A 25,290-nucleotide genomic window follows, 5' to 3' on the forward strand; every position below is an offset into this window, starting at 1 on the left:
CTTTGTCGAATGATAAATGGCCTTTTTGTTGCGGTTTGCTGTGATGATTTATTTTGAAGTGTCCCGCCAGTGTCCCAAAAATCGACGGGCATAAAAAAAGCCGTTGGGCTTTTGGCCTAACAGCTTGTTTTTACTAGTCATTCGTGGTGGGTCGTGTGCGATTCGAACGCACGACCATCGCATTAAAAGTGCGGTGCTCTACCGGCTGAGCTAACGACCCCCTGAATGAATTACCCATTATACCTATGTTTTATTATTTTGCAACAGGCTTAGCCAAAATTTTACAAGCCATGGATACAGAGCCTTATTGATTGCAGCTAAGCAGGTCCTTGCCATGAATGAAATACCCATAATAGGCGTCATTCTTTGACCGGTTTCTTCTCCAGCTTTCTTTGCAAAGTCCTTCTGTGCATATTCAATGCGCGCGCAGCGGCCGAAATGTTACCGTCGTGTTGCATCAGTACTTTTTGCAAGTGCTCCCACTCCAGCCGTTTTATCGATAACGGGCTATCGCTGATAGCCACCGAGGCGTCGCCCTCATTCTTGTACAGCGCACTGACAATTTCGTCGGCATTTGCCGGTTTGGTCAGATAATGGATTGCACCCAACTTGATCGCTTCCACCGCTGTCGCGATACTGGCAAAACCGGTCAACATGACAATCTGGGTATTGTCGTCGAGCGAGATCAGCTTCTTGACCATCTCCAACCCCGAATCAAAACCAATGCGCAAATCGATTACCGCATACTCAGGCTCAGTCTGTTCCGCTAATTTCATCGCCGTCGCCACATCGTTGGCAACCGTCACCTGAAAATTACGTTTTTCCAATGCCGGTTTCAACACCGAGCAATAGGTGACGTCGTCGTCAACCAAAAGTAAATTCGGCTTATCCGTAGGCAAATTCGTCATGGATACTCTCCTTAGCTAATAACGGCAAACTGATCTCCACGCACGCTCCGCCGCTGTCAAGATTACTGAACTGTATTGTACCGCCCAAGCGTTTTATCGTGGTATAAGTCAAAAACAATCCCACCCCCATGCCCTGTTTGTTGCTTTTGACCGGCTGATGTCCGGCGAAATCGATAAACTCGGCGGGCAACCCCGGACCAAAATCCCGTATCCGCAAAAACAAATTCTCCTCGTTCCAATCGGCATGAAATTCGATACCGGCGTCGACCGGCGAAGCCTCAGCTGCATTGTTCAGGATATTGATAATCGAATGAGTCACGGTGCGTTCGGCGATGATTTTCGCCGCCATATCCACATTCGGCGAGACGAACAGTTTCATTCGGGTCGCCGACTTGTGCGCCCGCCACTGGTTCAGTACCTCGTCGATATACTCGCTGACTAGCATGACCTTGCCCGACTCGGCGCGCATCTCGCCAGCCGACGCCGACATCACCGACAACGCCTGTTTGCAACGGTCGATTTGCTGCTGCACGATCATCAGCTTCTGATAAAGCTCAGGGTAACGATGCTCGGGAAAATCCTCGACCATCTCGTGAGTCAGGATCGCAATAGTCCCCAGCGGAGTACCCATGTCGTGAGCGGCACTGGCCGCCAACGTGCCTAACGACACCACCCGCTCGTCACGTAATGCGCTTTCGCGGGCATCGGCCAGATTGCGCTCGCGCTCTTTCAGCGTATTGGACAACTCCACGACAAAAAAAGCGACCAAGCCGGCGCTGAACACAAAGCCGAACCACATGCCGAACACATGCAGATTAAAATAGCGCCTATCGTTCATCAAATGCAATTGCAGACTCATTTCCGGCGTCAACTCGGCCATGGCCGGATGGACCAAATGCGGCTCGATGGCCGGAAGCGGCACGTTGTAAGCAATCAACACCGTATAGACGCAAGAAGTAATGATTACCATATTCCAGGCGTATGCCTGCGGCAACATAATTGCCGTAACGATCAACGGCAGCAGAAATACCCAAATGATCGGATTCGATGCACCGCCGGTCAAATACAAAAGATAAGCCAGCGCTAATACATCCATGCAGATTTGCGAAAAAATCTCGTGTTCGGTGACTTCTTCCGGCGTGCGCAGCCGTAGCCAAGTGTATAAATTGAGTATCGAGATCGCGAAAATCGCCAACCACAACTGGTTTTGCGGCAGATTGATGCCCAGCCCGTTGACGGCGATGAACACGGCAAAGGTCACCGCGAATAACATCAAATTTCTCAGGATGTACAACCACCTGAGATTTTCCCGTATCGAGATTTCGGCTTTGGGTAGGATGTGGGAAAGCATGGATAGGAAAATTCAATGAATAAAAAACAACATCTGCCGCAATCTGAGCCAGACAACAGGTGAGGCTGGACCAAGAAAACTCCAGCAGCAATTCGAACAACGAAGTCAGTTTGAAGCCCAACAACTGAAACTTGGAACGATCAACTAAAAGCCAGAAATAATAACGACTAACGCCCCATCTAATAGGAAATCCCGGTTATGCGCCTGCGGTCTGCCAACCGCCGTTCCTATCAACCCAGCGCATACTCAGCCAATACCAAACGGTCATCGGCAGCATCATCGCAAACCATTCCCAATCCGAAATCAAGAACAACTTAGCCACCCATTCGTTGCCGACAAAATACAGGCTCCACGGCACGCAATAGGCTGTGAACACGATACTGCTCCAGATCAGCCACAGCGCACCCTTGCGGGTCTCGATACTGGACAGGGCCAGAAAAACCCATAATGGTGTGTTTTCGGTTTTTTGCATAATATTCTCGATTAAGGAAAGGATTTAACCATCCGGGGTTAAAAAGCGTACATCCAGGTCGCATTCAACGTGCCGCTGCGCTCTAACTGATAGCCGTTGACATTGTCCTCCACCGGCTGTAACCATTCCACGCTGAAATTATGGCCGGCAAACGCGCCGTCGGGAATCATCGCATTTAAACCAAAACCGACATCCCAGTAGTGGCCGCCGTAATTTTTCGGGTTATCCATAGAGCCGCCTTTCGGGTTTATGTCGACACAAGGTTGTACAACATTTTGGTTATAGTTGATCGCGCAGTCGCCTGGTAGTGCTTGAAAACCACCTTTGATCGCGCCTTGGGCTGTGTAAATCCCACGCACCGACGCGGCCAGCCAATCCAGCACGTTGTAGCTGCCCCAAGCCGTCGATTGCACAGCATCGCCCAACGCAAAACCAACCGAGTTTCTAGCCTCCAGCCGTTTGGTACCGCTAACCTGCGCCCCCCACGACCAATCGCTGGCCTGCCCTGTATAAGTCAAACTGGGCTTGAAATCCCAAGTACCACTACCCAACTGCATGCCGTAATGTATATATCCGCTGTCGAATTTATGCATACGATTCAGTTTGATATCTACCTTGCCGGTCGGCGCCGTTACACCGAGCCCCATATTAATCTGATGCCCTTCGGTCTGAAACAGCTTGACCAAGGCATACATACCAGTATCACCAACCGCGCCGGTATCGTGTCCACCGTGCAAGTGATCAACAGCGCCACTCGCAGCAGGCGTAATGCCCGATAACGGGCGGGCATTCATATCCATATCCATAAACTGAGGCATAACCATTAAGTTCAGCCAATCCGTCGCCGCGTACATGATGTCGAGCATGTGCATATGCATATTCATAAACTCCGGCACCGTGCGACAGGTTCCACCATTCTCGATGCAGCCGTTATCGACAATTGCGCGATCGGAAACCGTTTTGCCAGCGTACAACATATCACCGTCCTGGCGGCTATACATGTACCTGTATCCCACCATAACGTCGCCCGGCGTCGACATAACATGCCCAAACATCAACCCGGCCGGCAGCGGGGCGCCGTGGTGATGGCTGTGATGACGATGATGCGCATGAGGATCATCCGCCAAACTGCGGCCCAGCGTGGTCAAGTTAACATTTAAAGTAGCGTTGGCTACGTAATAATTGAAATCGGCATAGTCGGCTTCGCCGCCGCCACCCAATTTCAAATCGCCCTGGTGAGTGTAATATTCGAACCCGGCATCCAGCCGGATGCCTTTGCTGAACTGCTTGCTAAGCATGATGCCGCCGCTCAACGCACCATAACCCGAGAGGCGATGGTCACTGGAAAACGCTGACGGCAACTTGGCGTTATCGCTAGCCAAATTGGCATTACCCGGATCTGCGGAAGGCCCGACTATCAAGTAAGGATGATAGAAATCAGCGGCACTCTGCGAGTAGTAACGCACCCGCGGCGTGATCGACCAGCCCGCGCCCAGCGGCTGTACCCAATCGCCTTCGAAGGTATGCGCGTTAATACCCCAATCGTCGTGGAAGAACCTGTAATCGAAATGAAAAGCCGCATCCAGCGGGTTGATATGCTGAACCCAACCGGTGCTGAAGATCCATTGGTTACGGTAGTCGGGACGTTGCTCGAGGAAAGCTTTGCCTATACCAACAAACGGAATTGTGGAACTAAACTCGCCAAGACTCGGCAAACCGACTGGTTGAATAAAAAAAGCCGTGACCGCCTTATACGGATTCTCCAAATAACCCTGGCTATGGGTAAAACCGATACCCAACTTGAATAAAGCATCCTTGTTGACGACCTGGGTCAAGCCCAAATTTCCGCCCCAATCGTCACGTTTGCCCAAAATTTGGGTGTCTCCGCTCTGATCCTTGGTTACCGGCTTCAGCTGACTTTGATAGGCGATATAATTCAGATACGGCTTAGTAAAATGGTCACTCAAACGGGCGAACGAATCGCTGTTGGTATAACTTAGGCCGGCGTTCAACGTCGTACGTTTTTGGTTAAAATCCAGCCTGACACCGGCATTACCGAACCGCGACTCGTAATCGTGTTCGACCGAGATGCCGCCCCCTATATCCACCGCGGCTTCATCCCATTCGTAGCTAAGCTTGAAATTGCCTTCTTTGCGGGTTTCCGGAGACGCGGTAGACATGGTGTGCACCAGTTTTCGATCCTGACCCAGACTAGTAACGTCCGAAAACAACGAGTCAGGGTCCACCAGCAGCGGCTTTAAATCCCTATCGAAATAGACGGTGTTAGTTTCGATTCCGTCACCACCGGTTTGAATATAGGGCGAGGCTCCAGCCACGGTACCGAATTGCCTGTAAGGTTGATTACCCTGTCTGCCCGACGGCGCGGTGGTGATTGGGGTCGCGCCGGACCAAGTATCCTGAATAAAATTAAAAGCAAATTTGATCCGGTCGGTTAAGTTGACCTTGCCGCCACTATGCAGGCTATCGACCGTAATTGGCTTGTATTGGCTTTTGACTCCATTCAAATCGCGAGCGCTTTCTTCGTAACGGCCATATTGAAAATTGAACTCGTCGCCATCGGCTGCATTCGCGGTGGAATTTACCAGCCCCGGCAACATCAAAGCCGCCGCGGTCAACGCCTGCAAGCCAGGATTGACCATCTTTTCCGCTTTAATAACAGCCACAACCGCCCCCGGTGCCAGCATTACCTGCCCCTGCCGCTTCGCGGGCGCCGTAACTGTGACCGCGCAACTCTGATTGCAAAGGATAGGGATCCAAGGCCATCTGCGGCTTGGCCAAGTTCCCGCGTTCCCAAGGCTGCACCTCGGCACATGCGGTCAGGAAAGGCGCCGTAAATAGCGCTATCAGGAAAAGGGATATTTTCATAACGCAGTCGTTAGATCGTTATTGCGGTGCGCATTCTAACCGCATCTTTTGCTTGGCGGACACGCGGCCGCCATAGCGACTTTCGACAAGCTTGCCTCGCTCCATAAAATAAGCGATGCGTTAAGGCGCTGAGGGCTCTGCCAGTAATAGTTCGGCTTGCTTGCCGAACTGCTCCGCTTCTCCGGGACGAAAACCCAAATGCTGAGCTCTAATCCGTCCATTTCGGTCGATCAGGAAAGACGAGGGCATCGCTTTCAGTTGAAACTTTTTCGCGCAGGCTTGGCCGTCATCCACTGCGACATCAAACTCAACCGGATGCTGTGCCAAGAAATTTTGACCGTCCGCCAAGTTTTCGTCCAAATTGACCGCCAATACGACTAGCCCTTTGTCTTTCAACTGGCTGTGCAACTTGTTCATAAACGGAAACGATTCCAGACAAGGACCGCACCAAGAGGCCCAAAAGTCCAGATAAACGACTTTTCCGCGATATTGTTGCAAATCTCGCAGCGGCTTTTGATTGAAGGCGCTGAATTGGCAAGCGGGCGCCAACGATTGATCGGATTCAGCGCAAACCGGCAAACTCAGAACGCCGAACAGACTGAAAACGAATGCGCCGTGTAGAAATCGTGTATTGATCATATTGCCTGAAGTATGACCCCGCGGAATAGCGGGAGTATTCTCGGAAGCTGCGGGCCTTCAATAGATGCCGCGCCCGATATCCCTGACAACGGACGCAGCAAAACGAGGTAATTATTGGTTGGATACGCGCTTTATTGACGTAGCGGTATGAACGGAGCCGTTATCGCAGTGGTACTGAAAGGTATAACTCTCGTTGGATGCCACACCGGTATGCCAAACCAAAACATTGTAAACACCATTGCCGCCTTTGATTTCCGCATCGGCACTATAGCCGGAATCGTTACCGGAATTATCCACCGTTGTGGTCGCTGCACCATTGGTGGGGACACCGACACCTTTGACTACCGTCATACCGACTAAGTTACCGCCTGGCGTCACATCACGAATCTTGAAAAACAAGCGATTGGTCGGAGTACCGGTGGCAGCGTCATTTGCGCAAGTGATTTCGTAAAAATCAGTCGCGCCAGGACCGGACAAGGAGGATAAACCGCCGGCCTGATCATGGGCCGCAGCCTGCTGCGCGAAGCCGATACCACCGAGCAAGCCGAGGAAAATCACTGATGCTGTCGTTAGTTTTTTCATATCAAGAGCTACCTTTTCTTAAGGGGGCCGAAGCTCGGCCAATATCTGTCATTCAAAGGACCGGGATTCCCGGCCACGTTATTCCTCTGGTTTCGCCAACAGTTCCAGCTTCACCTGCGCCAAGCCGCGCACCGCCGGATCTGAGTCTTGCGCCGCCGACTGCAACAAATTGACATCGGTCTCGATGTAATCCAGCGCCATCAGGCGAATCTCGGCTTTGTCGTCTTGCAATGCCTGGCTCAAGGGCCCGCTGACTGCCGCTTCGCCGTCACGGGCAACAACACCGCCAATTGCCTGCATTCGCACCCGTGCATCGCGGTCGGTCAGCGCCTTACGTAGGGCTGCAGTCACTGACGGCTCATCTGCCGTAGCGTTCAAGTGGGCCAATTCGGTGATGGCCGCAAGCCTCAACGCCGGGTTCCGATCTTGCGCCTGCTTCAGCCATCGAGCCACCGATTGGGCTTGGTCGGACTGACCCGAGTTGAAATCGGCGCGGGCAATGTCACAGCCTGCGCTGGAACGATCTGAATTCGTATCGACTAAAGACGAACCCATGATCCAGATTTCGTTGCCACCATCCGCCCCGGCCCCGGCACTAACCGAACCTCGAGCATCCCTGACCGCCATGCTTACACCATCACCCAGCAAGCAGCGCAGCAGCGCCACGGCGTTCGCTCCCACACAGGTCGCACTAACCCTGGAGAGCGGAATTTGCGAAAAATGCAGTGTGCTGCGGGTACGTTCGGCCAGCACACCAAGCAGCTTCGGCAAATCGGCCTGCTTGGCGTCCAGTAACCACGCCCCATTCTGGGAACGTTCTAGCGAAAATCTGGCCATTTCTTCGGCCATCGCCCACTGTCCCCAACCCGCCAAAACCAGCGTCACAGCAAAGACATGGGCAAGAGTTAGATTCCTCATGACCAAAGACTCAGCAACCCCCGAACCAGGCGATACAACTGCATCATCAACACTCAACGCAAACGAAGCAGAGACTGCTCTGGTCCGGGGCTCCGAGAGCTATGCGGCAATTGTCCGTTTTCGACCCAAAGCAGCAAAACCGGCCAACACACTGCCCATCAGCCAAATGGCGCCAGGAACAGGCACAGGCTCAACAACGGGACCGGCCACGGCCAGAGAACCAGGTGAGGCTTTAATCGTGAAATCACTCGGAGCATCGACGTTGGTGTAGATATCGGTCTGATCGCCAGTCCAGGACCAAGTGAAGCCAGCTGACAGCTTGGCGCCGGTTGGGTCGGAGCTTGCATCAAACGGCGAGTGGCCGAACACCATACCTTGGCTACCAACAGCAAAGGCTACGTAGGAGCCCAGATCGAAATTGGCGCGAAGTCCGGCGTCGGATTTGCCGAAGTTAATCTCGTCTTGCCAACCAGTACGAGACACATTAAAGATGTTGAATGGGTTGCCGGGGCCGGAAACCGGTGCTTCATAGCTGAAATGAGTCAAGGTCCAATCCGCACCTACATCATCCTTCTTGTAAATGTAGAGCGCCGCAACCGAGTTGGGATTGTCGTGGTCGTTGGTGAACACATCCAACGAACCGGCGGTGCTTACGTCGAAGTGGTAGGCGAGAATGGCGTTGTTATTCAAAATGCCGTTAGTTGCCGTACCTTCGCTGCCATTCCAGGTGATAGGCGCATCTGTGGCGGTATAAGGGTCGCCGGAAACCGGCGTTGGAATTGGATGCGCGTTGGCGACTCCGGTCGTTAATGCTAGCGCGAGCGCCGATATCTTCAAGCTATTGGTAAAACCCATGATATTGATCTCCTTTACTACATTGATGGAAGCGCCAAACCTGGCGCCAGCCTTTTGATCCGCGGCGCTCAGCCACCACGGCAAAAAATTCTTATTCTAAAACACGGTACGGCGTTTGCCGAAACCCAGTATGCCGATCACCCCGCTCATCATCAGCCAGGCCGCTGCCGGCAACGGGACCGGCGCCACCGACGAAACGGTGACGCTGATGTTGTAGCCCCGGGCGATTTCCTCAGCATCCGGATGAAAAATATTGAACGCACCTACGCATTGATTTTGATCGTAGCAAGTGCCGCCAATCGCTAACGAATAATTACCTGGGGTCAGAAAAAAACCATCCAACTGCACACTGGAGGCTGAGCCATTGACAGTGCCGACATGCGTCAGGTATTCCAGCGTATTGATATCGCCATCGTCGTTACCCATCGTTGTATTCGCCAGCGCCTGCCAAGCACCTTCTTTACCGTACTGCGGATCGGAAGGCTGCAAGCCGGCGGTAGCCCCATCATGCGCGTCGTGAGGAACCAGCCCGCGATACAACGAAAATCCCGGATTCAAATTTCCCAACCGCGACGGATTGTTTGGGTCGCCATTGATGTATTGATTGATGCCGTCTGCAGCCACGTTGATAGAGACCCACGCGCCTGCAGCCTGACTAATATTGAAATTGACCCAAGAGCCCATGTGACTATCGCCCCAATCGGCATCTGTGGCGTCGGCCCAGCCAAAGCTACTTTTCACAATGTCGCCACCGCTGTAGGTAGTTGACGTCGCTGTACTGATGACTTGCGTGGCTGCGTTGTTGAACAAATCGTAGTAATTGACATGCGCCGATGCCGATTGGTACGGCAGCATACCAATCGTAATGGCGGGTAAAACCTTAAAAAACCGGTGCTTCATAAGCGGTCCTCTGAATGGATGATTGATTTGGTTGATCGCAGGCTCGCTCGGAGTGCCTGCTGAGACACCGGATGTGCAGCAAAACTTACGCCACAATTGTGATAAGTAACCTAGGTTCAGATCAAAAAGACCATCCCTAGCTTCGATTCCTGAAAATATTCCCGGATTTATGCGCCGCGACGACGGTTACGCCTAAAGTGTTGATGCATGGTCTCGTCAAGATAAATCCACCGGAAACCGGTAGCTCCTCAATCTTTTTATCCGAACTATGTTAAATGCCGCCTTCGTCACGTTAGATAACACAGTTTAATTAACGGATTCTGGCCCGACTTTTCGCATCCTATCCAGCTTCACCACCCCGTGCCTTAAAAAGCGAGGCGAAACCAACAAAATCCGGAGCGCAAAAGCAGCTTTATTTCAATCGTTTATGAAATAGTGAGCCATTTCACACACTTCCTCGGAAGAAAGTGCCTCCCCTCATTCCCGCCCCCCTGCTCCATACAAACCTCATACCCATAGAGCACTGTTTTTATTGAATTTTTACACAAAATACGGCGCATTGGCATACGTATTGCTGCATCAAATCCGTTCACTGGCGCTGAGTCAGCTCGACAATCCCGAGAAAGCACATCCAGCACAGTGGCAATCAGTCCGGATGTCGGACACAAAAACAGGAAATTGCTGAATCGGATTGGGGCCTGGAGGTTGTCGCCGCCGCGACAACCGAAAAGCCACACAGGGGAAGCCGATCCGTGAGCACCCTCTTAGACAATAACGAAAATTCTGAGGATCAAAAATGGTATTACGTAAAAAGATGGTAGCAGCTCTGCTGGCTGGCGGTATGGCCGGCGTTTCCGGCCAAGCCTTCGCGCATTGGAGCTCCGGCCCGTTCCTGTATAATGACGCCGGCACCAACCCAATGCAGTTGGATAACGACAACCTTGCCGTAGGCGTGGCCAACAATGGCAAGGACATGAGAATCAGCGGAGTAGACGGCGTCGGCAAAAGCGACAATAGACCGGGTACTTTCGGTAACAACACCGCCACCGGCACCAGTTACGGCACCTACACTCAAACCCGCGCCGTTTCTTCCGACTATGGCTGGATTCAAGGCCAAGACAACAGTCTATGGGCCAACAACCACGACAATAAAGGTCTGGCGTTTACCCTGGCCAACAAGTCCAAAGTCACCTTCACTGTCACCACCCTCGGCACCGCTACTTCAGTGGTACAAACCCAAGCCACCGGCGGCAGCACAGTAACCAACCTGAAAGGCCAAGACTGGACCCCTGCATTCTCCATTTTCAGCGGCATGCCACCACAATCGGCCCACGAAGGCGGTGCGGGCAACACTGTACTTGACGATAATCTGCCGGGCTATGTCGGCTGGGGACCATACGCCTCCGCTCATCCATACAGCGCCGCCACCGACGCAACTTATGAAGCCACCACCGGCAATACTTATACCGGCAACGGCACCTGGGGTGCTTACCGCTCCAACGCCGACTGGATCATCGGCCGCGACATATCCGGAACCGCTACCTTCGGAAACGGTAACCTGATCGGCACCGACCAAACGCTGGGCGGCAACAACAATAAGTTGCTGACCTTCATTGATTCGGCACAAGCAGCGGACGGCACCCATACTGTGACCTGGTCTGGCGAACTGGACGCAGGCGACTACAGCATCTGGGTAGGCGGCACCAACGCAGAACACGCATTGCAACAACGCTTGAACTATATGGCACTTTACGCCGCCAACCTGTTTGGCGACAGCGCGGCCAAAGCCGCAGCCACTGCAGCGATCAATGCATTGCGCGGCAGCTACGGCTTTACCATCGAAACTACCGTTGCCGCAGCCAGCCCGGTGTCTCAAGTCCCGGTTCCGGGCGCAGTCTGGTTGTTCGGCAGCGCCATGGCCGGTTTCATCGGCCTGGGCCGCCGCAAGCAAGAACTGGCTTAATCAAGCCGGATGCTCTACGCCGGATTGCGTAGCGTTAATCGGAGCAAGGATGCTCCTATTTCTGCAAGCCCCGAACTCACGCCTCCCTTCCATCGAAGCGACGGCCATCAAACTTAACCTGGTTTCCGGCCTCTGAAAACCCGCCCCGGACGATGGAAAAGATTGCCGGCGCCGCCATATTCATTCAGCTCCATTACGCCTTGGAGCTCCGTTCGAGCCGAGATTCGAAGCCTGTTTGAGAACTCGCATATCAACTAGGCTAGGTCGACCGGGACCAGGGCCGTAGGGAAAAATCCAGTCTCAGTTTTAATCGGCGCCGGACCGGCACCTAGAGGTCGGCCAATACTGCCAGCGCTTCCTGAATATTGCCTACTGCGTGAATTTCCAGATTTTTGACGCCGTCCTTGGGTTTGTTGCTTTTCGGAATGATGGCTTTTTTGAAGCCGTGCTTGGCGGCTTCGTTGAGGCGGGCATGGCCGTTGGCGACCGGGCGGATTTCGCCGTTCAAACCCACCTCGCCGAAGAACACCGCATCGTAGGGCACGACGCGATCGCGCAGGCTCGACACCACGCCGACCAGAATCGCCAAATCGGTGCTGGTTTCGGACACCTTGATACCGCCGACCACGTTGGCGTAAATCTCGTCGTTGCCGGTGAAAATACCGCCGTGGCGCGACAACACAGCCAGCAGCATTGCCAGCCGGTTTTGGTCCAGCCCCACCGCCAACCGGCGCGGATTGCCGTACTGACTCTCTGTGACCAGGGCCTGGATTTCCACCAATAGCGGTCGGGTGCCTTCCCACAATACCGTCACCACGCTGCCGGGCGCCGGCTTTTCCGCCCGCGACAAAAACATCGCCGACGGGTTTTTCACTTCCTTCAAACCGCTGCTTTCCATCGCGAAAAAGCCCAGTTCGCCGACACTGCCGAAACGGTTCTTGTCGGCGCGCAGTACCCGAAAGCGCGAATCGTCGGTCGAAGACAGCACCACCTGGGCGTCGACGATGTGACTCAAGGTCATCGGTCCGGCCAGGGACTGGTCCTTGGTGACGTGGCCGACCATAAAAAAAGATATGCCGCTGCGCTTGGCGTATTGGGTCAAATAGCTGGCTGACTCACGCACCTGCGACACCGAACCCGGCGCGGAATCGGAGTCGGCGGTGTACATCACCTGAATCGAATCGATGATGACGACTTGCGGCTGTTCCTCGTCCAACACCTGGCAAATCTGCTGCACCGAGGTTTCCGCCAGCATTTTGATGCCGGCCGTGTTCAATTGCAGGCGGTGAGCGCGTTCTGCAATCTGTTGCAACGATTCCTCGCCGGACACGTACAGCACCGGCAATTGCCGGGCGATATGAGCGATGGCTTGCAATAATATCGTACTCTTACCGGCGCCCGGTGCACCGCCGATCAATACCACGCTGCCCGTGACGATACCGCCGCCCAGCACCCGGTCGAATTCGGCCAGGCCGGTGGATATCCGCTCGGCCTGAGCCAAGTTGACCTCGGACAACAATTGCACTGCGCTGCGGCTGCCGGCGTACCCGGCGCGCTCGCGTTCTGCCTTGCCGCCGCCCAGTTTGACTTCCTTGATCGTATTCCACTCACCGCACTGGTTGCATTGGCCCGACCATCCCGGATAGTCCGCACCGCATTCGGTACAGACATACGCCGACTTTAGTTTTTTTGCCATCCGCTATCGACTCGAATCAGTAAAACACGCGGAACAAGCGCTGTATCTGCTCGAACTCGTACAAATACGGCCGCGCCACGTCGCGGTTGGCGGCGACGACGACCAGGTCGTGGGAAAACACCGAGGTGTTGTACCAGTTGAAGCTGCCTTCGATGACGATGTATTCGTCGATCACGCAATATTTGCAATGGATCGGCGAGTACGGCACCGGTAAATCGTCTTGGCCGTAGACCAGGCCGACGCGAATGCCGGCGTCTTTCAGGCGTTGAATCGCCGGTAGCAAGGGCCGCGCCAGTTCGTCGGCCATAGACCGTTCGACGCCGATCTTGCCCTGCCGCGCCAAATGGCCGTTGAACAGCAACTGCACGTCGACGCCGCGGTCGCGGGCCTGGATCAAGGCGGTAACGACGCTGTCGTTATGGTCGCCGAGCAGATCGCCGATCAAAAACAGGCACAGCTTCAGCGAGCGGCGAGCGCGGTGAATTTCGGCCAAAATCGCATGGTGCGGCCGGTAGATCTTACCGTTGGCCATGGTTTGCCGGCCGAAGGTGTAGAGCAGGTTGAAGGGGCTGAGCGGATCGATGCCGTATTTCTGGATCACACCGCCGCGCTGGCTTTGGAAGATGTTGTCCAGCAAGCGGCACACGCCTTGGGAATGGAAGCTCATGCCCGATTCCCAGTTGGCCCACCAGCGGTCGAAGGTAATGTTGAACGAACCGATGATCGCGTCCTCGTCGTTAAAGATGACGAATTTGGTGTGCATGTCCGGCTCGACTTCGATCAAGTGGTGCTTCGGCGTGCAAAACACGCCGATCAGTTCGATACCGGAGCGTTTCAGCCGGGCGTAGTTCTGGCTGTTGGTCAGCGTCATCTTGCGCCAGTCGACGACGCATTGCACCAGTACGCCCTGGTGGCTGGCATGAATCAGGTGGTTGATGAAATCGTTGTCGTCGATGCAATCCACGCTGACTTTGATGGTGCACAACCGCTCCGGCTGTGCCCGTTTGGCGGCAATGGTCTTGTCGATATGATCGTGAATGAACCGCTTTGGGTGATAAGGATGGTGCTGCTGGCCCTTGGTGAATTTCGGCGTCAGGTGCAGCGAGTCGAAATGGCGGTTATACCAATCCACGTCGGCCTGCAATTTGCCGGTATCGAGTTCGTAAGTCCGATAATGGTTCGGGGTGGACCATTGTTCGCCGATGTGGCGCTGCACCGGCTGGTTATCCTGCAACTGCGGCGCATCCAGGAATATGTATTCGTGGCGCGAGGCAATCGAATGCTCGCCGATGTGGACGATATAGGCGAACTTGATGCAGTGAATCCGGCCGAACTGGGCCGAATACGGCAGGACGTAAAAGTCACGGGTCGAGCGCTTATGCCGATCCCATTCGACATCGTAGGGGTCGGTGTCGACGATGTAGGTCTCGCAGATCGACTCGCGGAATATCTTCAGCACCACTTTCAAATTAGCCGCGACGCCGTGGCTCAGTTCGAATTCGATCTTGCCCCAGCGAATGTCGAAACTCTCCCTGAAGTCATTGCTGCGTTGGAAACAGCCTCCCAATTTGCCGAATACCGGCCTGGCGTAATGTTCTGCTACTTGCATGTTCGCTCGCCTAATCGCACACGTTGAAATCCATGGTTACCCTCTGAGCCGGTCACAGTGGCTCGAATTCCAGAAGATAACCGCAATGGTCGGACACCCTGCCGTAATCCTGTTCGGTGAATAATACCCGCGCCGAAATCGCCCGCAATCCGCTGTCTTTGTTCATAAACACGTAATCGATCCGGTAGTCGTCCGCCAGTCGGTCGCGCCAGTGGGCGTCGTCCACCCGAAATATCTGTTGAAATAAGGCCGGGGCGTTGGCCGCCAGATATTGATCTTCGTAGCGGTGGCCGTCGACCACCAAGCGATAGCCTAGCGAACCGGCGGCGATATTGAAATCCCCGCACAATAACGTCGCCGCAACTTCGGCGCCGCGCCGGCTATCGGCCCAATCCGACAAACGTTGGAATTGATCGCGAAAACCGTCGTCCCACCAGCTCAGGTGCGCGGAAAACACGTCGATCGGGCCGATGCAGGGCACATCGATGCAGGCGGCGACCACTTTGCGGGAATGGATGCTGTAGGCATCGCTACTGTCCGAAACATAGCGGGCTTCCTGGCGCTCGAGCGGGTAACGGCTCAAAATCGCCACGCCTTCCCGGTACTTGTCGAACCCCAGGTGGGACCAATCGCTGTAGAGGTGGAACGGCTTTTTCAGGCGCCGGTTGATGATGTTGGCCGAATTCGAAGCCCAATCGCCTTGGCCGTCGTTCCAATGCTCGGCCACTTCCTGCAAACACACCACATCGGCATTCAGTTCGTCGACGGCTTTGGCAATCTGCCAAAATTTGCGGTCCTGGTCGTCTTCCTGGTAACAGTGGAGATTAAGGATCATCACCTTCAGCGGCGCCCGGCTCAACCGGTAATTTCGCTCGCCATTGTTATCCCAAAAGGCCTGTTCCTTGCTCTCGTAGCAGATGCTGTATTGCAGACGGAAGGCGCCGGAGACATTCAGATTGGTGCTCCAGAGTTGCACCGGATGCAGACCGGCGTAACCGCCATGAGTCGCAGACCGCTTGCCGGATAGCAAGCGGCAACCGGCCTTGTGTACGTGGCGCCAATCGTCCAGCGTCCAGTGGACGGTCACTTTTTCCACAGCCAGCGCGGCGTTGACCGCAAATTTGAGGGGCACGTTGCGTTGCGCCGCCCCCAACCCTTGCATCGGGTTCAACTGTACCAGGGGCAATACTCCGGTCATGCGCCCACCGCTGCCAGCCGCGCAGAAGTAGTTTTCGCAACCGTCGTTGTTATCCCAATACTCGCGGCCTGCGTACTCCAGACGGGCAACGAAATGGATATCGCCGGGCAATTCGGTCCTGGCCTGACGCGGAAACGCCACTTCGGCGCGCCAATACTCACTGCCGTCGCCGCCGCTAGCGCAATAATCGGCCAATACCCGGCGCCAGACGCCGTCTTCGCCGGCCCAATGCACTTCGACGGTCTTGCCGTACCCGAGATTGGCCACCCGAAGCAAAAACTGCAAGGTCTGGGTGCTGGCGGTAGCCTTACCGCTGACGGTATTGGCGACATACAGTAACTGGATGTTATCCATGGTCCCTCCCGAGAGTTAGCCGGCGCAGCGGTGGGCTGGCGCCAATCGGCTTGGTGGCCGGCCGCCTAGGCGGCATACGTGCGAAAATCGATATCCGGAAAAATATCGTCCATGATCTCCAGCGCTGTCAAATAGCGTTCGTCGATGCGATTCTTGCGAATCGCATCGTGCAAATAATTGAAGCGCGCCAAATGGTCGGTGATCCGCTTGCGCGCGTAGTCGATCGTGGTGCCGGCTTTCATGATAAACGGCCAGTCAGAAGCCTGAGCCAGCAGCAACGAGCGTGCGGCCTGATTCAGGGCTCGGCGCTGCAAATCGCTGACCTGCAAGCCGCGTAAGTCGCTCGCCAGCTTTTCCATTTCGGCGGCAGCCTTGTGTAGCAGCGGATAAATCCAGTCATTGCTTTCGTTCAACCAAAATTCCGAATAACCGTGCTCGCCCCAACTGGATGCGGCCGGCACCGCCGGCTGGCGCGGCAACGGCAATTGCAGATAGTCAGCACAACTGACGGTTTGCACACCGCTTTGTTCACCGGCAGACAACCGCAACACTTGCTCCAACCATAACGGCCCTTCGAACCACCAATGGCCGAACAACTCGGCATCGTAAGGCGCCACCACGATCGGCGGTTGTTGCATCTCCGCGGCCAACGCGTCGATCTGACGCTGGCGGCTGGCTACGAAATCCTCCGCATGGCGCTGCACCTTGAGTTTCGCCAGCTCGGGCTGGTACACCTGCTTCGGCTGTTTGCCGCCGGTGATCCGGTAATATTTGATGCCGGTGTTGATCCGGGTCTCGCCGTCGAGAATGTAGGGCGCGATGTACTCCAACGGCAAATCGAAGCCGATGTCCCGATAATATTCGCGGTAATCGCCGTCGCCAGGGTATCCGGACTCGGCGCTCCAGACCTGGTGCGACGCCGCCGGATCGCGGCCGAACGCAGCAATTCCACCACAATCGACCGGTGCGTAAACGCCGGCTTGCGGCCTGCGGTCGGCCGCCAGCAACGCATGGCTTTCCAGAAAAAAATAATCGATGCCCTGCGCCTTCAGCGTCTGCTCCAAGCCCGGGTAGTAGCCGCATTCCGGCAGCCAGAATCCGCGCGGTGTAAAACCGAATTGGGCCTGAAAGCTGGCGACGCCGACACCGATCTGATTGCGCACAGAGGCGGGATTGACGTTCAACAGCGGCAAATAGCCGTGGGTCGCCGCCGTGGTGATCAATTCCAGCCGGCCGCCGCTGTGGTGGCGTTGAAATGCCGCGAGTAAATCGCAGTGGTAGCGCTGCTGGTAGTCGTACAGGTTGTCCTGAAACAGTTGCAGATAATGCTGCGCCAAGGCGTGGAATTGCGGCAAGCGCCGCGTGCGTTCGACTTCGCGTTCGGCCAGTTCCACCCGACCACGCAGGTAGCGCAAAAACCGGTTTTGCAACAACGGATTGCCCAGCATCGCCATCAGCGTCGGCGACAGCGACAGTGTCAGCCGATAGGCTACCCGGTCGTAACGCAGACGTTCCAGCATGGCCAATAGCGGCAGATAACACTCGCTGATCGCCTCAAACAGCCAGTTTTCCTCGAAAAAACTGTCGTGCTCGGGATGGTGCACGTACGGCAGGTGCGCGTGCAGAACGATGGCAAGATAACCGTTATTCATGATCGAAGCATGCCAAAGCGACCGACCCGGCTGTGGAGCCGGCCCCGACCGGCACCACAAACTGGCATATGGCAGGCGGCAGCCACTCGGCAGCCGAACCTACAGCTTCGGCCACAGCGGCCGGATTGGAATAAGCCAAGGCGATAAACTCCCTATACTGGTCCAGATGGCCGATAGCCGCCTGGTAATAGCCGGCAGCAGTCGGTAATTGCTCGGGTAACGCGATCTGTTGCTGGCTGCTCTGGCCGCTGACCGGCAAGTCGAACCACGCCGTCCGGCTTTCTGCCTGATCTTTTGCGTCACCGGCCATTTCCGGCTGCCGGTAGATCCGCAAGGTCAGCTCCGGCTCGACCGCCGCAATCGGCTCTGCCTGCTCATCGAGTGGCGCCATCCGCGGCAGTTCCGGCAATTGCCAATACGCATGCAGCCGACGCGGGTCGACCGGCAACAACACCAGGCTCGGCGGCCCCGGCGCCCGGACATCGGCCCGCGGCGCGAATTCACGGCTGATTTGCTGGCTGATGTTGAATAGTTCCTGCGGCGAAAAGCCTGAGGTGGCAGCTCTGCAGCCCCCTCTGAACCGACGCGGAGCGAAACCGCGACTGATCTCCAGGCTGATATCCCGCATCTCCTCGGCAGAAAGCTGCAGGCGAGACTGAGATGTTGACCGGGAAGAAGCCATTGGCGGTGTTAAAGATACGTTTAGCGGAAAATTGGGCGCGGACCGCGAACGCGAACCGCTTCTGCCCTTTACCAAGGTGCACCGATAGACTCTAACCGTTGTCGAATATTTACGCAAGGCGTAGGCCTGCACCTACGATTTGCAGTAAAATCAAGGCATCCAAGTTTTTCGGCAAAGGGCATGCGCAAACCATACAGTTTAAAGTCAGGGAGTCCCTATCCGCACGGCGCCAAGGTCAGCGAAGGCGGCGTAAATTTTTCCATCTCCAGCCGGCATGCCACTCACGTCGAACTATTGTTGTTCTCCAGCAACGACAGTCCGGAACCGTTTCAAGTCATTGCCCTGCGCAAAGACAAGCACCACACCTTTTTTTCCTGGCACGTATTCGTCGAAGGCTTGCCGACCGGTACCTGGTACGCTTGGCGCATCGACGGGCCGAGCAACACCCGCGAATCCGGCTTGCGTTTCGACAAGGACAAACTGCTGCTGGACCCCTGGGCGCGAGCGGTCAGCGACAAACTCTGGCAACGCGCCGCCGCCTGCCTGCCCGGCGACAACAGCGCCCATGCGATGCGAGCGGTGGTAGTAGACGACCGCTACGACTGGGAAGGCGACACGCCACTGGCGATACGCAGCGAAAAAGCCATCATTTACGAGTTGCATGTCGGCGGTTTCACCCGCCATCCGTCGGCAAAGGTCAAGCATCCCGGCACCTTTGCCGGCTTAATCGAAAAAATCCCCTACTTGTCCAAGTTGGGCATTACCCACGTCGAACTTCTGCCGGTGATGGCCTTCGACGAGCAGGACGTACCGCCGCATACCTCCGACCTGGGCCTGAAAAACTACTGGGGCTACAGCACCCACAGCTTTTTCAGCCCGCATCCGGGTTATTGCGTAACGCCGGAACAGGGTACCCATATCCGCGAGTTCCGCGATCTGGTCAAAGCGCTGCACAAAGCCGGCATCGGCGTGATCATGGACGTCGTGTTCAACCATACCTCGGAAGCGGGCGCCGACGGCCCGGTGATCAATTTCAAAGGCATTACCGGCAACAGCTTTTACCTGACCGACAAGCACGATAAACGTATCTTTCACGATTACACAGGCTGCGGCAACACCGTCAACGCCAACCATCCGTTGGTCAGCAATTTTATTATCAGTTGCCTGGAGTATTGGGTCAGGGAAATGCATGTCGACGGTTTTCGCTTCGATCTAGCCAGCGCGCTGGCCCGCGGCGAAGACGGCAGCGTCTTGCAAGATCCGCCGCTGGTCTGGGGTATCGAACTGTCGGAGCAATTGGCCAGAACCAAATTGATCGCCGAAGCCTGGGACGCCTCCGGCCTGTACCAGGTCGGCAACTTCCCCGGTTACCGCTGGGGCGAATGGAACGGCCGTTACCGCGACGTAATCCGCCGTTTCGTCCGCGGCGACACCGGCATCATCAGCGAGGTCGCCACCCGTATCTGCGGCAGCAGCGACCTCTACCAACACCAGCATCGATTGCCGATCAGCGGCATTAACTTCGTTACCTGCCACGACGGTTTTACGCTGAACGACCTATTCAGTTACAACGAAAAACACAATGCCGCCAATGGCGAAAACAACCGCGACGGTTGCAATAACAACCTGAGCAACAACTGCGGCACGGAAGGACCGACCCGCGACCCGGCCATTCTGGCGCTACGCCGCAAACGCGTGAAAAACACGTTCGCCATTCTGTTGCTTAGCCACGGCGTACCGATGCTGCTGGCCGGCGACGAAATCTTGCACACCCAACAGGGCAATAACAACTGTTATTGCCAGGATAACGAGTTAAGTTGGCTGAACTGGGAGAAAGCCAAGGAAAACGCCGACGTGCTGCACTTCGTCCAGCACATGATCCGACTGCGCAAACGCCACACCTCGTTGATGCGGCGGCGGTTTCTGACCGGGGAAATTCTTGAAGAACGCAACATGCCGGACATCGTCTGGCACGGCTTGCAAGTCGACCAACCGCCGCGCTGGGACGATCCGGAAACGCGGGTGTTGGCGTTCACATTGACCGCGCTGGCCAAGGACGAGGCCGATCTGCACGTGATCCTGAACATGTCGGACCAACCCCGCACGATGGAATTGCCGTTAATCCCGGAACGGGTCTGGCATTTGGCGGTCGATACCGCGCAAAAACCGGGGCAGGATATTTTCGATCCAGCCGAGCAAAAACCCTTGGCGGAAAACCGCTACCGGGTCGAACCGGATTCGGTGGTGGTATTCGAGAACGCGAAACAGGAGCCGGCCGGCAGCGGCGACAGCCTCTCCAAACTTTCCGCGCATTTTTTCAGCAAATTCTCCGGCCTCAAACTCGCCGACAGTGCAGCCTGACGCTCAGTCGAACACATCCCCCCAATCCGGAGGCGGCGGCAGTTCGGTTTCCGGGACAGCGGCTTCGGCTCCACCGGCATTGCCAGCCGCCGGCGCGGCACTTTTCGCCGGCGGCTGGGCGGCGGCCAGCGCACCGTTCAGGTAGCTATCCAACAACCCGCACAGATTCTCGTAACAGCCGACCAGCGGCTGCCGGCCCAGCAATTGTTCGACGAACTGGTAGAGGAATTGCTTTTCGGCCAGCATCAATACATCTGAGACACTCTCCGCGGCTTCCTCGCCGAAACGGTATTTTTCGATCAAGGCCAATTGCAGCCTGTCGCCGCGCCGCGCCTGCCTGTCCTTGATTTCGGCCAGCAATTCCTCGATTTCGGCCTGCCGGCGTTTCTTTTCCCGGCCGCGGGCCAGCAGCAGCGCAACCACGGCTACCAAACTGACGGCCAGCGCATTGGCCAGAATCACAATCGTCCAGGTTGGGTTCATCGCCGCTCCAATTCCGCCAGATCGGCACGCAACGCCCGCTCGGCGTCGACGAATATCTGCATCATCTTTTTACTGCTGTTTTCCAGTTCCAACGCGGTTTGGTTGCCGCTGAACACGCGGGTATATTCGGCCGACATCTCGTCTATGGTTTTCATCGCGGTATCGAGTTGGCGTACCAGTTGCTGATTGATCCGCTCCAGGCCGGCCTGCTTTTGCGCCAGGTCTTCGTTTTCATGGCTGACTTGCGGGTGTGGGCCGGGACCGGCATTGGCCAACAAATTCTGGTAGGGTTCGGCCAACTGTTCGATGCGTTGCTCTATGCCCTGCAGCAAAGCCATCTCCCGCTTCAGGAACAAACGGATTACATCCTGGAACAACGCCCGTTCCGAGGCGCTGACTTGTTGCAACACCGTTTCGATCTCCGCTTCGCTCAAACTGCAATTTTCGCCGATGAACTGCTGCAGGCGCTCGCCTTTCTCGAAGGAATGATCCTCGAGATCGCTGATGAATCGCTCGATTTCCGCCATTTCCTTGCCTTTTCTGTTTCGGGAAAAACAAAACAGTGCAATTACCAGCAGCGACAAAACCGCCAAGGCTTCCGCCGCCAATATGACCAATACCGAATCGAACGAATTCATGACAATCTCTCCAACAAGCGTTGATGCTGTTCCGCCTCGGATTTTTTCAGAAAACGGTGGATAAAAAAGCCACCTGCCCCAAATAACAGGTTAATTGCCAACAAAATTCCGCCGACCAGCCACCAATTGGTCGGGTCAGCCGCGGCCTGCGCTTGCTCCGGCTGCGCATGCGCTTCCGACGCAGATGCCGCGGGCGGGTGTTCCGCTGCCGGTTCGTGGCCGCCCTCGGCGACAACATGCTGCCCATGCTCGGTAGCATGCGCATCGGCTGTAGCCGGCTCTGCGGGTTGGAACCAGCTATCATCTATAGTTAACGGCTTGACTGCAGGCGCCAGCGGTTTGCCGCTACGGTCCTTGGCCATCACGTTAAAGCCCACCTTCGTGGTTACCGCGGGCGGCAATTCGGCCAACTCCAATTGCCAAGTCCCGTCTTTTTCGCTGGCAGCCTGCGTTTCCGGCGGATTACCGCCGCGGCTGACCTGGGCGTTAACGACCATACCGGCCGGCTCCACCACCGCCAGATCCGGCTTCAACAGCAGCCGCACCCGGCGCTGCGCGGCATCGATCTCCCGCTCCACGCTAATCGGCGTGGCCACCACTTCGATTTCGCTAATGATTTCACGTTTGAAGGTTTTGCCGTCGGCCAGTATTTTCAAGCTATGTTTGCCCAGCGCCAAACCGCTCAGGCTTTGTTGAAAAAAACCGGGCTTCCCGGCCGGCGTCATTTTCAACGGTGGCTGTCGGTCCAAACCGAGTTCCAGACTCAACATGCCGAGAAAATCGGCGTGCGTGATCAATTTATCGCGGTCGGTAAAGTGGGCCTCGATCGCCAAGGCCTCGTGTTCGCCGACGAAGTTCGGAATTTCGCTGAGTTGCAATTTCAGGTCGGTGACGATCATGACCTGGTTGTCGGGATCGACCTCGGCCAACAAACGCCACTCGCCCACCGCCGGTTGCCGGACCGTAATCAAATCGTAATTCCGGCTTTCCAGCCAGGACACGTTGGCTGCCATAGTCTGCTTGGCCAGTTTGTTACCGTTCGGCATAACCAGTTGCGTCGGTGCCGCCTGCGCCGTTTTGAACACCAGGATCGAAAACTCCTGGACTCCGGCATCGACGTTGAATTTGTTGTCGCGTAACGGTAGCGTGGCTTTCGGCACCGCTTTCTGCGCCATCTTCAAAAACGAACGCTGCAACCGGTCGGCCGATTGTGCCACTTCGGCCCAACCACCGGTCTCGAATGCGAGTTTCTCCAACAGCTCCTTGTCGGCCTGATCGGACAGGGCGACAGTCTGCACCTGGATGTCTTGCTGCTGCAGCTTCGGAATCCATTCGCTAAGAATGCGCTCCCGCGAATCGGCGCTCTGCATGATGTCCTTGGAAATGTCGACGAAGCCGTCGGTCAAAAGGATCAAATGTTTACGGCCATTACCCTTGAAGCCTTGGCTGAGAACGGTACTGATCGCATCTTCGATATGGGTGTACAGGCCGCGGGAATGAATGTTGGCCAGCGCTTTGCCGGCTTGTTGTTTCCAGGCGGAATCGACTTTATCGCTGGCAATCAGCGGGACCGTCTTTTCGGCAAACAACCACAATCCGGTCCGACTGGCGTCCGGCAACAATTCGACCAGCAAGCGGCCAGCTTCGACACGCAGATTGTCCGGATCGTTCTGTTTCATGCTGCCGGAGACGTCGATCAGCACCTGAATATCGTCTCCGTCCTCCGCCGGCGCAGGCTGGGCCCAGGCAGAGCCCCCCGCCAGACCGAAAGTGCAAAATACGGCCAATATCAGCGATCTAAACATGACTGCGTCCGCAAGAGTTCAGGTAATGGCTAGCAAATATAGTCCAAAGGGCCGACCAATTTACGATTTTTAATTCAGGCCGCGGCCAGTGTTACGCTTTATAATGTTTTTATTTCAACCATAGGAGAACTTATGTCTATCAAACGAATGGTCGATCTGGATCTGGCGGGCAAACGCGTCCTGATCCGCCAGGATTTAAACGTACCGGTCAAGGACGGCAAAGTCACCAGCGATTTGCGCATCCAGGCCAGCGTTCCGACCGTTGAAGCCGCCTTGGCCGGCGGCGCCGCGGTGATTTTGATGTCTCACCTGGGCCGCCCGACCGAAGGCGAATATGACGAAGCCTCCAGCTTGAAACCCGTTGCCGAGCGCTTTTCCCAATTACTGGGCCAACCGGTACGTCTGGTCAAGGACTGGCTGGACGGCGTAGAGGTCAAACGCGGCGAAGTCGTGCTGTGCGAGAACGTGCGTTTCAATAAGGGTGAAAAGAAAAACAGCGCCGAGCTGGGCCAAAAAATGGCCGCTTTGTGTGACATCTTCGTAATGGACGCGTTCGGCACCGCCCACCGCGCCGAAGCCTCGACCCATGCCGTTGCCGAGCACGCTGCAGTCGCCTGCGCCGGTCCGCTGTTGGCCGCGGAATTGGACGCATTGGGCAAAGCCCTGGAAACTCCGGCCCGGCCGCTGGTGGCAATCGTCGGCGGCTCCAAGGTTTCGACCAAATTAACCGTGCTGGAATCGTTGTCGACCAAAGTCGACCAACTGATCGTCGGCGGCGGCATCGCCAACACCTTCATCGCCGCGGCCGGCTACGGCGTCGGCAAATCCTTGTACGAAGCCGATCTGATCCCCGAAGCCAAACGCTTGATCGCAGCAGCCAAGGAACGTGGCGCGGACATTCCGGTGCCGGTCGATGTGGTTACTGCCAAAGAATTTTCCGAAACCGCCGCAGCCACCGTGAAAAACGTGGCCGACGTAGCGGAAGACGATCTGATTCTGGACATCGGTCCGGAAACCGCGAAGCAATATGCGGAAATCTTGAAAACCGCCGGCACCATCGTTTGGAACGGCCCAGTCGGTGTGTTCGAAATCGACCAGTTCGGCGAAGGCACCAAAGCCATGTCGATAGCTATCGCCGAAAGCCCTGCGTTCTCGATTGCCGGCGGCGGCGACACGCTGGCGGCGATCGACAAGTACGGCATCGCCGATAAAGTATCTTACACCTCCACCGGCGGCGGCGCCTTCCTGGAATTCCTGGAAGGCAAGGAACTGCCAGCCGTTGCGGTATTGAAAGGACGCAGCTAACCAATACCCCCGAGTGCGGCCGGCTGCTGGCAG

21 protein-coding genes and 1 tRNA gene are annotated in these 25,290 nt (G+C 55.9%); 3 read left to right on the plus strand and 19 right to left on the minus strand.

The genetic code is table 11. The annotated features are described in order from the left end of the window. Positions 1 to 144: 144 nt before the first annotated feature. From NP603_RS20115 to NP603_RS20165, 11 genes are all read right to left on the minus strand, one after another. A tRNA-Lys gene (locus NP603_RS20115) sits at positions 145 to 220 on the minus strand. Between the two features lie 139 nt (positions 221 to 359). Continuing rightward, a complete protein-coding gene (locus tag NP603_RS20120; protein WP_256612648.1) occupies positions 360 to 908 on the minus strand; it encodes a response regulator transcription factor in 549 nt (182 codons plus the stop codon). Next, entirely contained in the window at positions 886 to 2,259 is a 1,374-nt protein-coding gene (locus NP603_RS20125; RefSeq protein WP_256612649.1) for an ATP-binding protein, read from the minus strand. The genes NP603_RS20120 and NP603_RS20125 overlap by 23 nt, the downstream gene beginning before the upstream one ends. A 196-nt stretch (positions 2,260 to 2,455) precedes the next feature. Further along, complete coding sequence (locus NP603_RS20130; RefSeq protein ID WP_256612650.1) at positions 2,456 to 2,731, minus strand: hypothetical protein; 276 nt, start codon at positions 2,729 to 2,731, stop codon at positions 2,456 to 2,458. 38 nt (positions 2,732 to 2,769) lie between these two features. Continuing rightward, positions 2,770 to 5,436, minus strand: coding sequence for a DUF3570 domain-containing protein (locus tag NP603_RS20135; protein WP_256612668.1), 2,667 nt, complete (start codon positions 5,434 to 5,436; stop codon positions 2,770 to 2,772). Further along, positions 5,402 to 5,617: a DUF4266 domain-containing protein gene (locus NP603_RS22095; RefSeq protein ID WP_371928920.1), complete on the minus strand. Its 216-nt coding sequence runs from the start codon at positions 5,615 to 5,617 to the stop codon at positions 5,402 to 5,404. Before NP603_RS22095 ends, NP603_RS20135 begins: the two co-directional genes overlap by 35 nt. 120 nt (positions 5,618 to 5,737) lie before the next feature. Continuing rightward, complete coding sequence (locus NP603_RS20145; protein WP_256612651.1) at positions 5,738 to 6,256, minus strand: TlpA disulfide reductase family protein; 519 nt, start codon at positions 6,254 to 6,256, stop codon at positions 5,738 to 5,740. A 111-nt stretch (positions 6,257 to 6,367) separates the two neighbouring features. Then, positions 6,368 to 6,838 carry a hypothetical protein gene (locus NP603_RS20150; protein WP_256612652.1) on the minus strand — a complete coding sequence of 157 codons (471 nt, stop codon included), beginning with the start codon at positions 6,836 to 6,838 and terminating at the stop codon, positions 6,368 to 6,370. 78 nt (positions 6,839 to 6,916) lie between these two features. Continuing rightward, positions 6,917 to 7,756, minus strand: coding sequence for a HEAT repeat domain-containing protein (locus NP603_RS20155; RefSeq protein ID WP_256612653.1), 840 nt, complete (start codon positions 7,754 to 7,756; stop codon positions 6,917 to 6,919). Positions 7,757 to 7,855: 99 nt separating this feature from the next. After that, the gene (locus NP603_RS20160; RefSeq protein WP_256612654.1) at positions 7,856 to 8,611 is read right to left on the minus strand and encodes a hypothetical protein; all 756 of its coding nucleotides are present in this window, start codon (positions 8,609 to 8,611) and stop codon (positions 7,856 to 7,858) included. 96 nt (positions 8,612 to 8,707) lie between these two features. After that, positions 8,708 to 9,607: a VPLPA-CTERM sorting domain-containing protein gene (locus NP603_RS20165; protein WP_256612655.1), complete on the minus strand. Its 900-nt coding sequence runs from the start codon at positions 9,605 to 9,607 to the stop codon at positions 8,708 to 8,710. A gap of 718 nt (positions 9,608 to 10,325) precedes the next feature. On the opposite strand from NP603_RS20165, the gene NP603_RS20170 reads away from it, so the two are divergent. Further along, positions 10,326 to 11,474 carry a hypothetical protein gene (locus tag NP603_RS20170; protein WP_256612656.1) on the plus strand — a complete coding sequence of 383 codons (1,149 nt, stop codon included), beginning with the start codon at positions 10,326 to 10,328 and terminating at the stop codon, positions 11,472 to 11,474. Between the two features lie 328 nt (positions 11,475 to 11,802). Here NP603_RS20170 and radA read toward each other — a convergent pair whose 3' ends face one another. The 5 genes from radA to NP603_RS20195 all read right to left on the minus strand — a co-directional run bounded on the left by radA (position 11,803) and on the right by NP603_RS20195 (position 18,611). Further along, positions 11,803 to 13,170 carry a DNA repair protein RadA gene (gene radA, locus NP603_RS20175; protein ID WP_256612657.1) on the minus strand — a complete coding sequence of 456 codons (1,368 nt, stop codon included), beginning with the start codon at positions 13,168 to 13,170 and terminating at the stop codon, positions 11,803 to 11,805. A 16-nt stretch (positions 13,171 to 13,186) separates the two neighbouring features. Further along, positions 13,187 to 14,779 carry a phospholipase D-like domain-containing protein gene (locus NP603_RS20180; RefSeq protein ID WP_256612658.1) on the minus strand — a complete coding sequence of 531 codons (1,593 nt, stop codon included), beginning with the start codon at positions 14,777 to 14,779 and terminating at the stop codon, positions 13,187 to 13,189. A 52-nt stretch (positions 14,780 to 14,831) separates the two neighbouring features. Then, positions 14,832 to 16,331 (minus strand): endonuclease/exonuclease/phosphatase family protein, encoded by a 1,500-nt coding sequence (locus NP603_RS20185; protein WP_256612659.1) that lies wholly within the window; start codon positions 16,329 to 16,331, stop codon positions 14,832 to 14,834. Positions 16,332 to 16,396: 65 nt separating this feature from the next. Further along, on the minus strand, positions 16,397 to 17,983 hold the full coding sequence (locus NP603_RS20190) for a glycoside hydrolase family 57 protein (protein ID WP_256612661.1): 1,587 nt from the start codon (positions 17,981 to 17,983) through the stop codon (positions 16,397 to 16,399). Further along, on the minus strand, positions 17,976 to 18,611 hold the full coding sequence (locus NP603_RS20195) for a DUF4912 domain-containing protein (protein WP_256612662.1): 636 nt from the start codon (positions 18,609 to 18,611) through the stop codon (positions 17,976 to 17,978). The genes NP603_RS20190 and NP603_RS20195 overlap by 8 nt, the downstream gene beginning before the upstream one ends. A gap of 234 nt (positions 18,612 to 18,845) precedes the next feature. On the opposite strand from NP603_RS20195, the gene glgX reads away from it, so the two are divergent. Further along, positions 18,846 to 21,026 (plus strand): glycogen debranching protein GlgX, encoded by a 2,181-nt coding sequence (gene glgX, locus NP603_RS20200; protein WP_256612663.1) that lies wholly within the window; start codon positions 18,846 to 18,848, stop codon positions 21,024 to 21,026. Positions 21,027 to 21,029: 3 nt separating this feature from the next. On the opposite strand, the gene NP603_RS20205 is transcribed toward glgX, so the two are convergent. The 3 genes from NP603_RS20205 to NP603_RS20215 are packed head-to-tail and all read right to left on the minus strand — an operon-like array spanning position 21,030 to position 23,952. After that, the gene (locus NP603_RS20205; protein WP_256612664.1) at positions 21,030 to 21,509 is read right to left on the minus strand and encodes a hypothetical protein; all 480 of its coding nucleotides are present in this window, start codon (positions 21,507 to 21,509) and stop codon (positions 21,030 to 21,032) included. Then, positions 21,506 to 22,147: a hypothetical protein gene (locus tag NP603_RS20210; protein ID WP_256612665.1), complete on the minus strand. Its 642-nt coding sequence runs from the start codon at positions 22,145 to 22,147 to the stop codon at positions 21,506 to 21,508. Before NP603_RS20210 ends, NP603_RS20205 begins: the two co-directional genes overlap by 4 nt. Continuing rightward, complete coding sequence (locus NP603_RS20215) at positions 22,144 to 23,952, minus strand: VWA domain-containing protein (protein ID WP_256612666.1); 1,809 nt, start codon at positions 23,950 to 23,952, stop codon at positions 22,144 to 22,146. Before NP603_RS20215 ends, NP603_RS20210 begins: the two co-directional genes overlap by 4 nt. Positions 23,953 to 24,084: 132 nt before the next feature. Here NP603_RS20215 and NP603_RS20220 point away from each other — a divergent pair, with 132 nt between their 5' ends. Next, the gene (locus NP603_RS20220) at positions 24,085 to 25,257 is read left to right on the plus strand and encodes a phosphoglycerate kinase (RefSeq protein WP_256612667.1); all 1,173 of its coding nucleotides are present in this window, start codon (positions 24,085 to 24,087) and stop codon (positions 25,255 to 25,257) included. Positions 25,258 to 25,290: the final 33 nt, after the last annotated feature.

This window comes from Methylomonas aurea, assembly GCF_024505045.1.
GTDB classification, from domain to species: Bacteria; Pseudomonadota; Gammaproteobacteria; order Methylococcales; family Methylomonadaceae; genus Methylomonas; species Methylomonas aurea.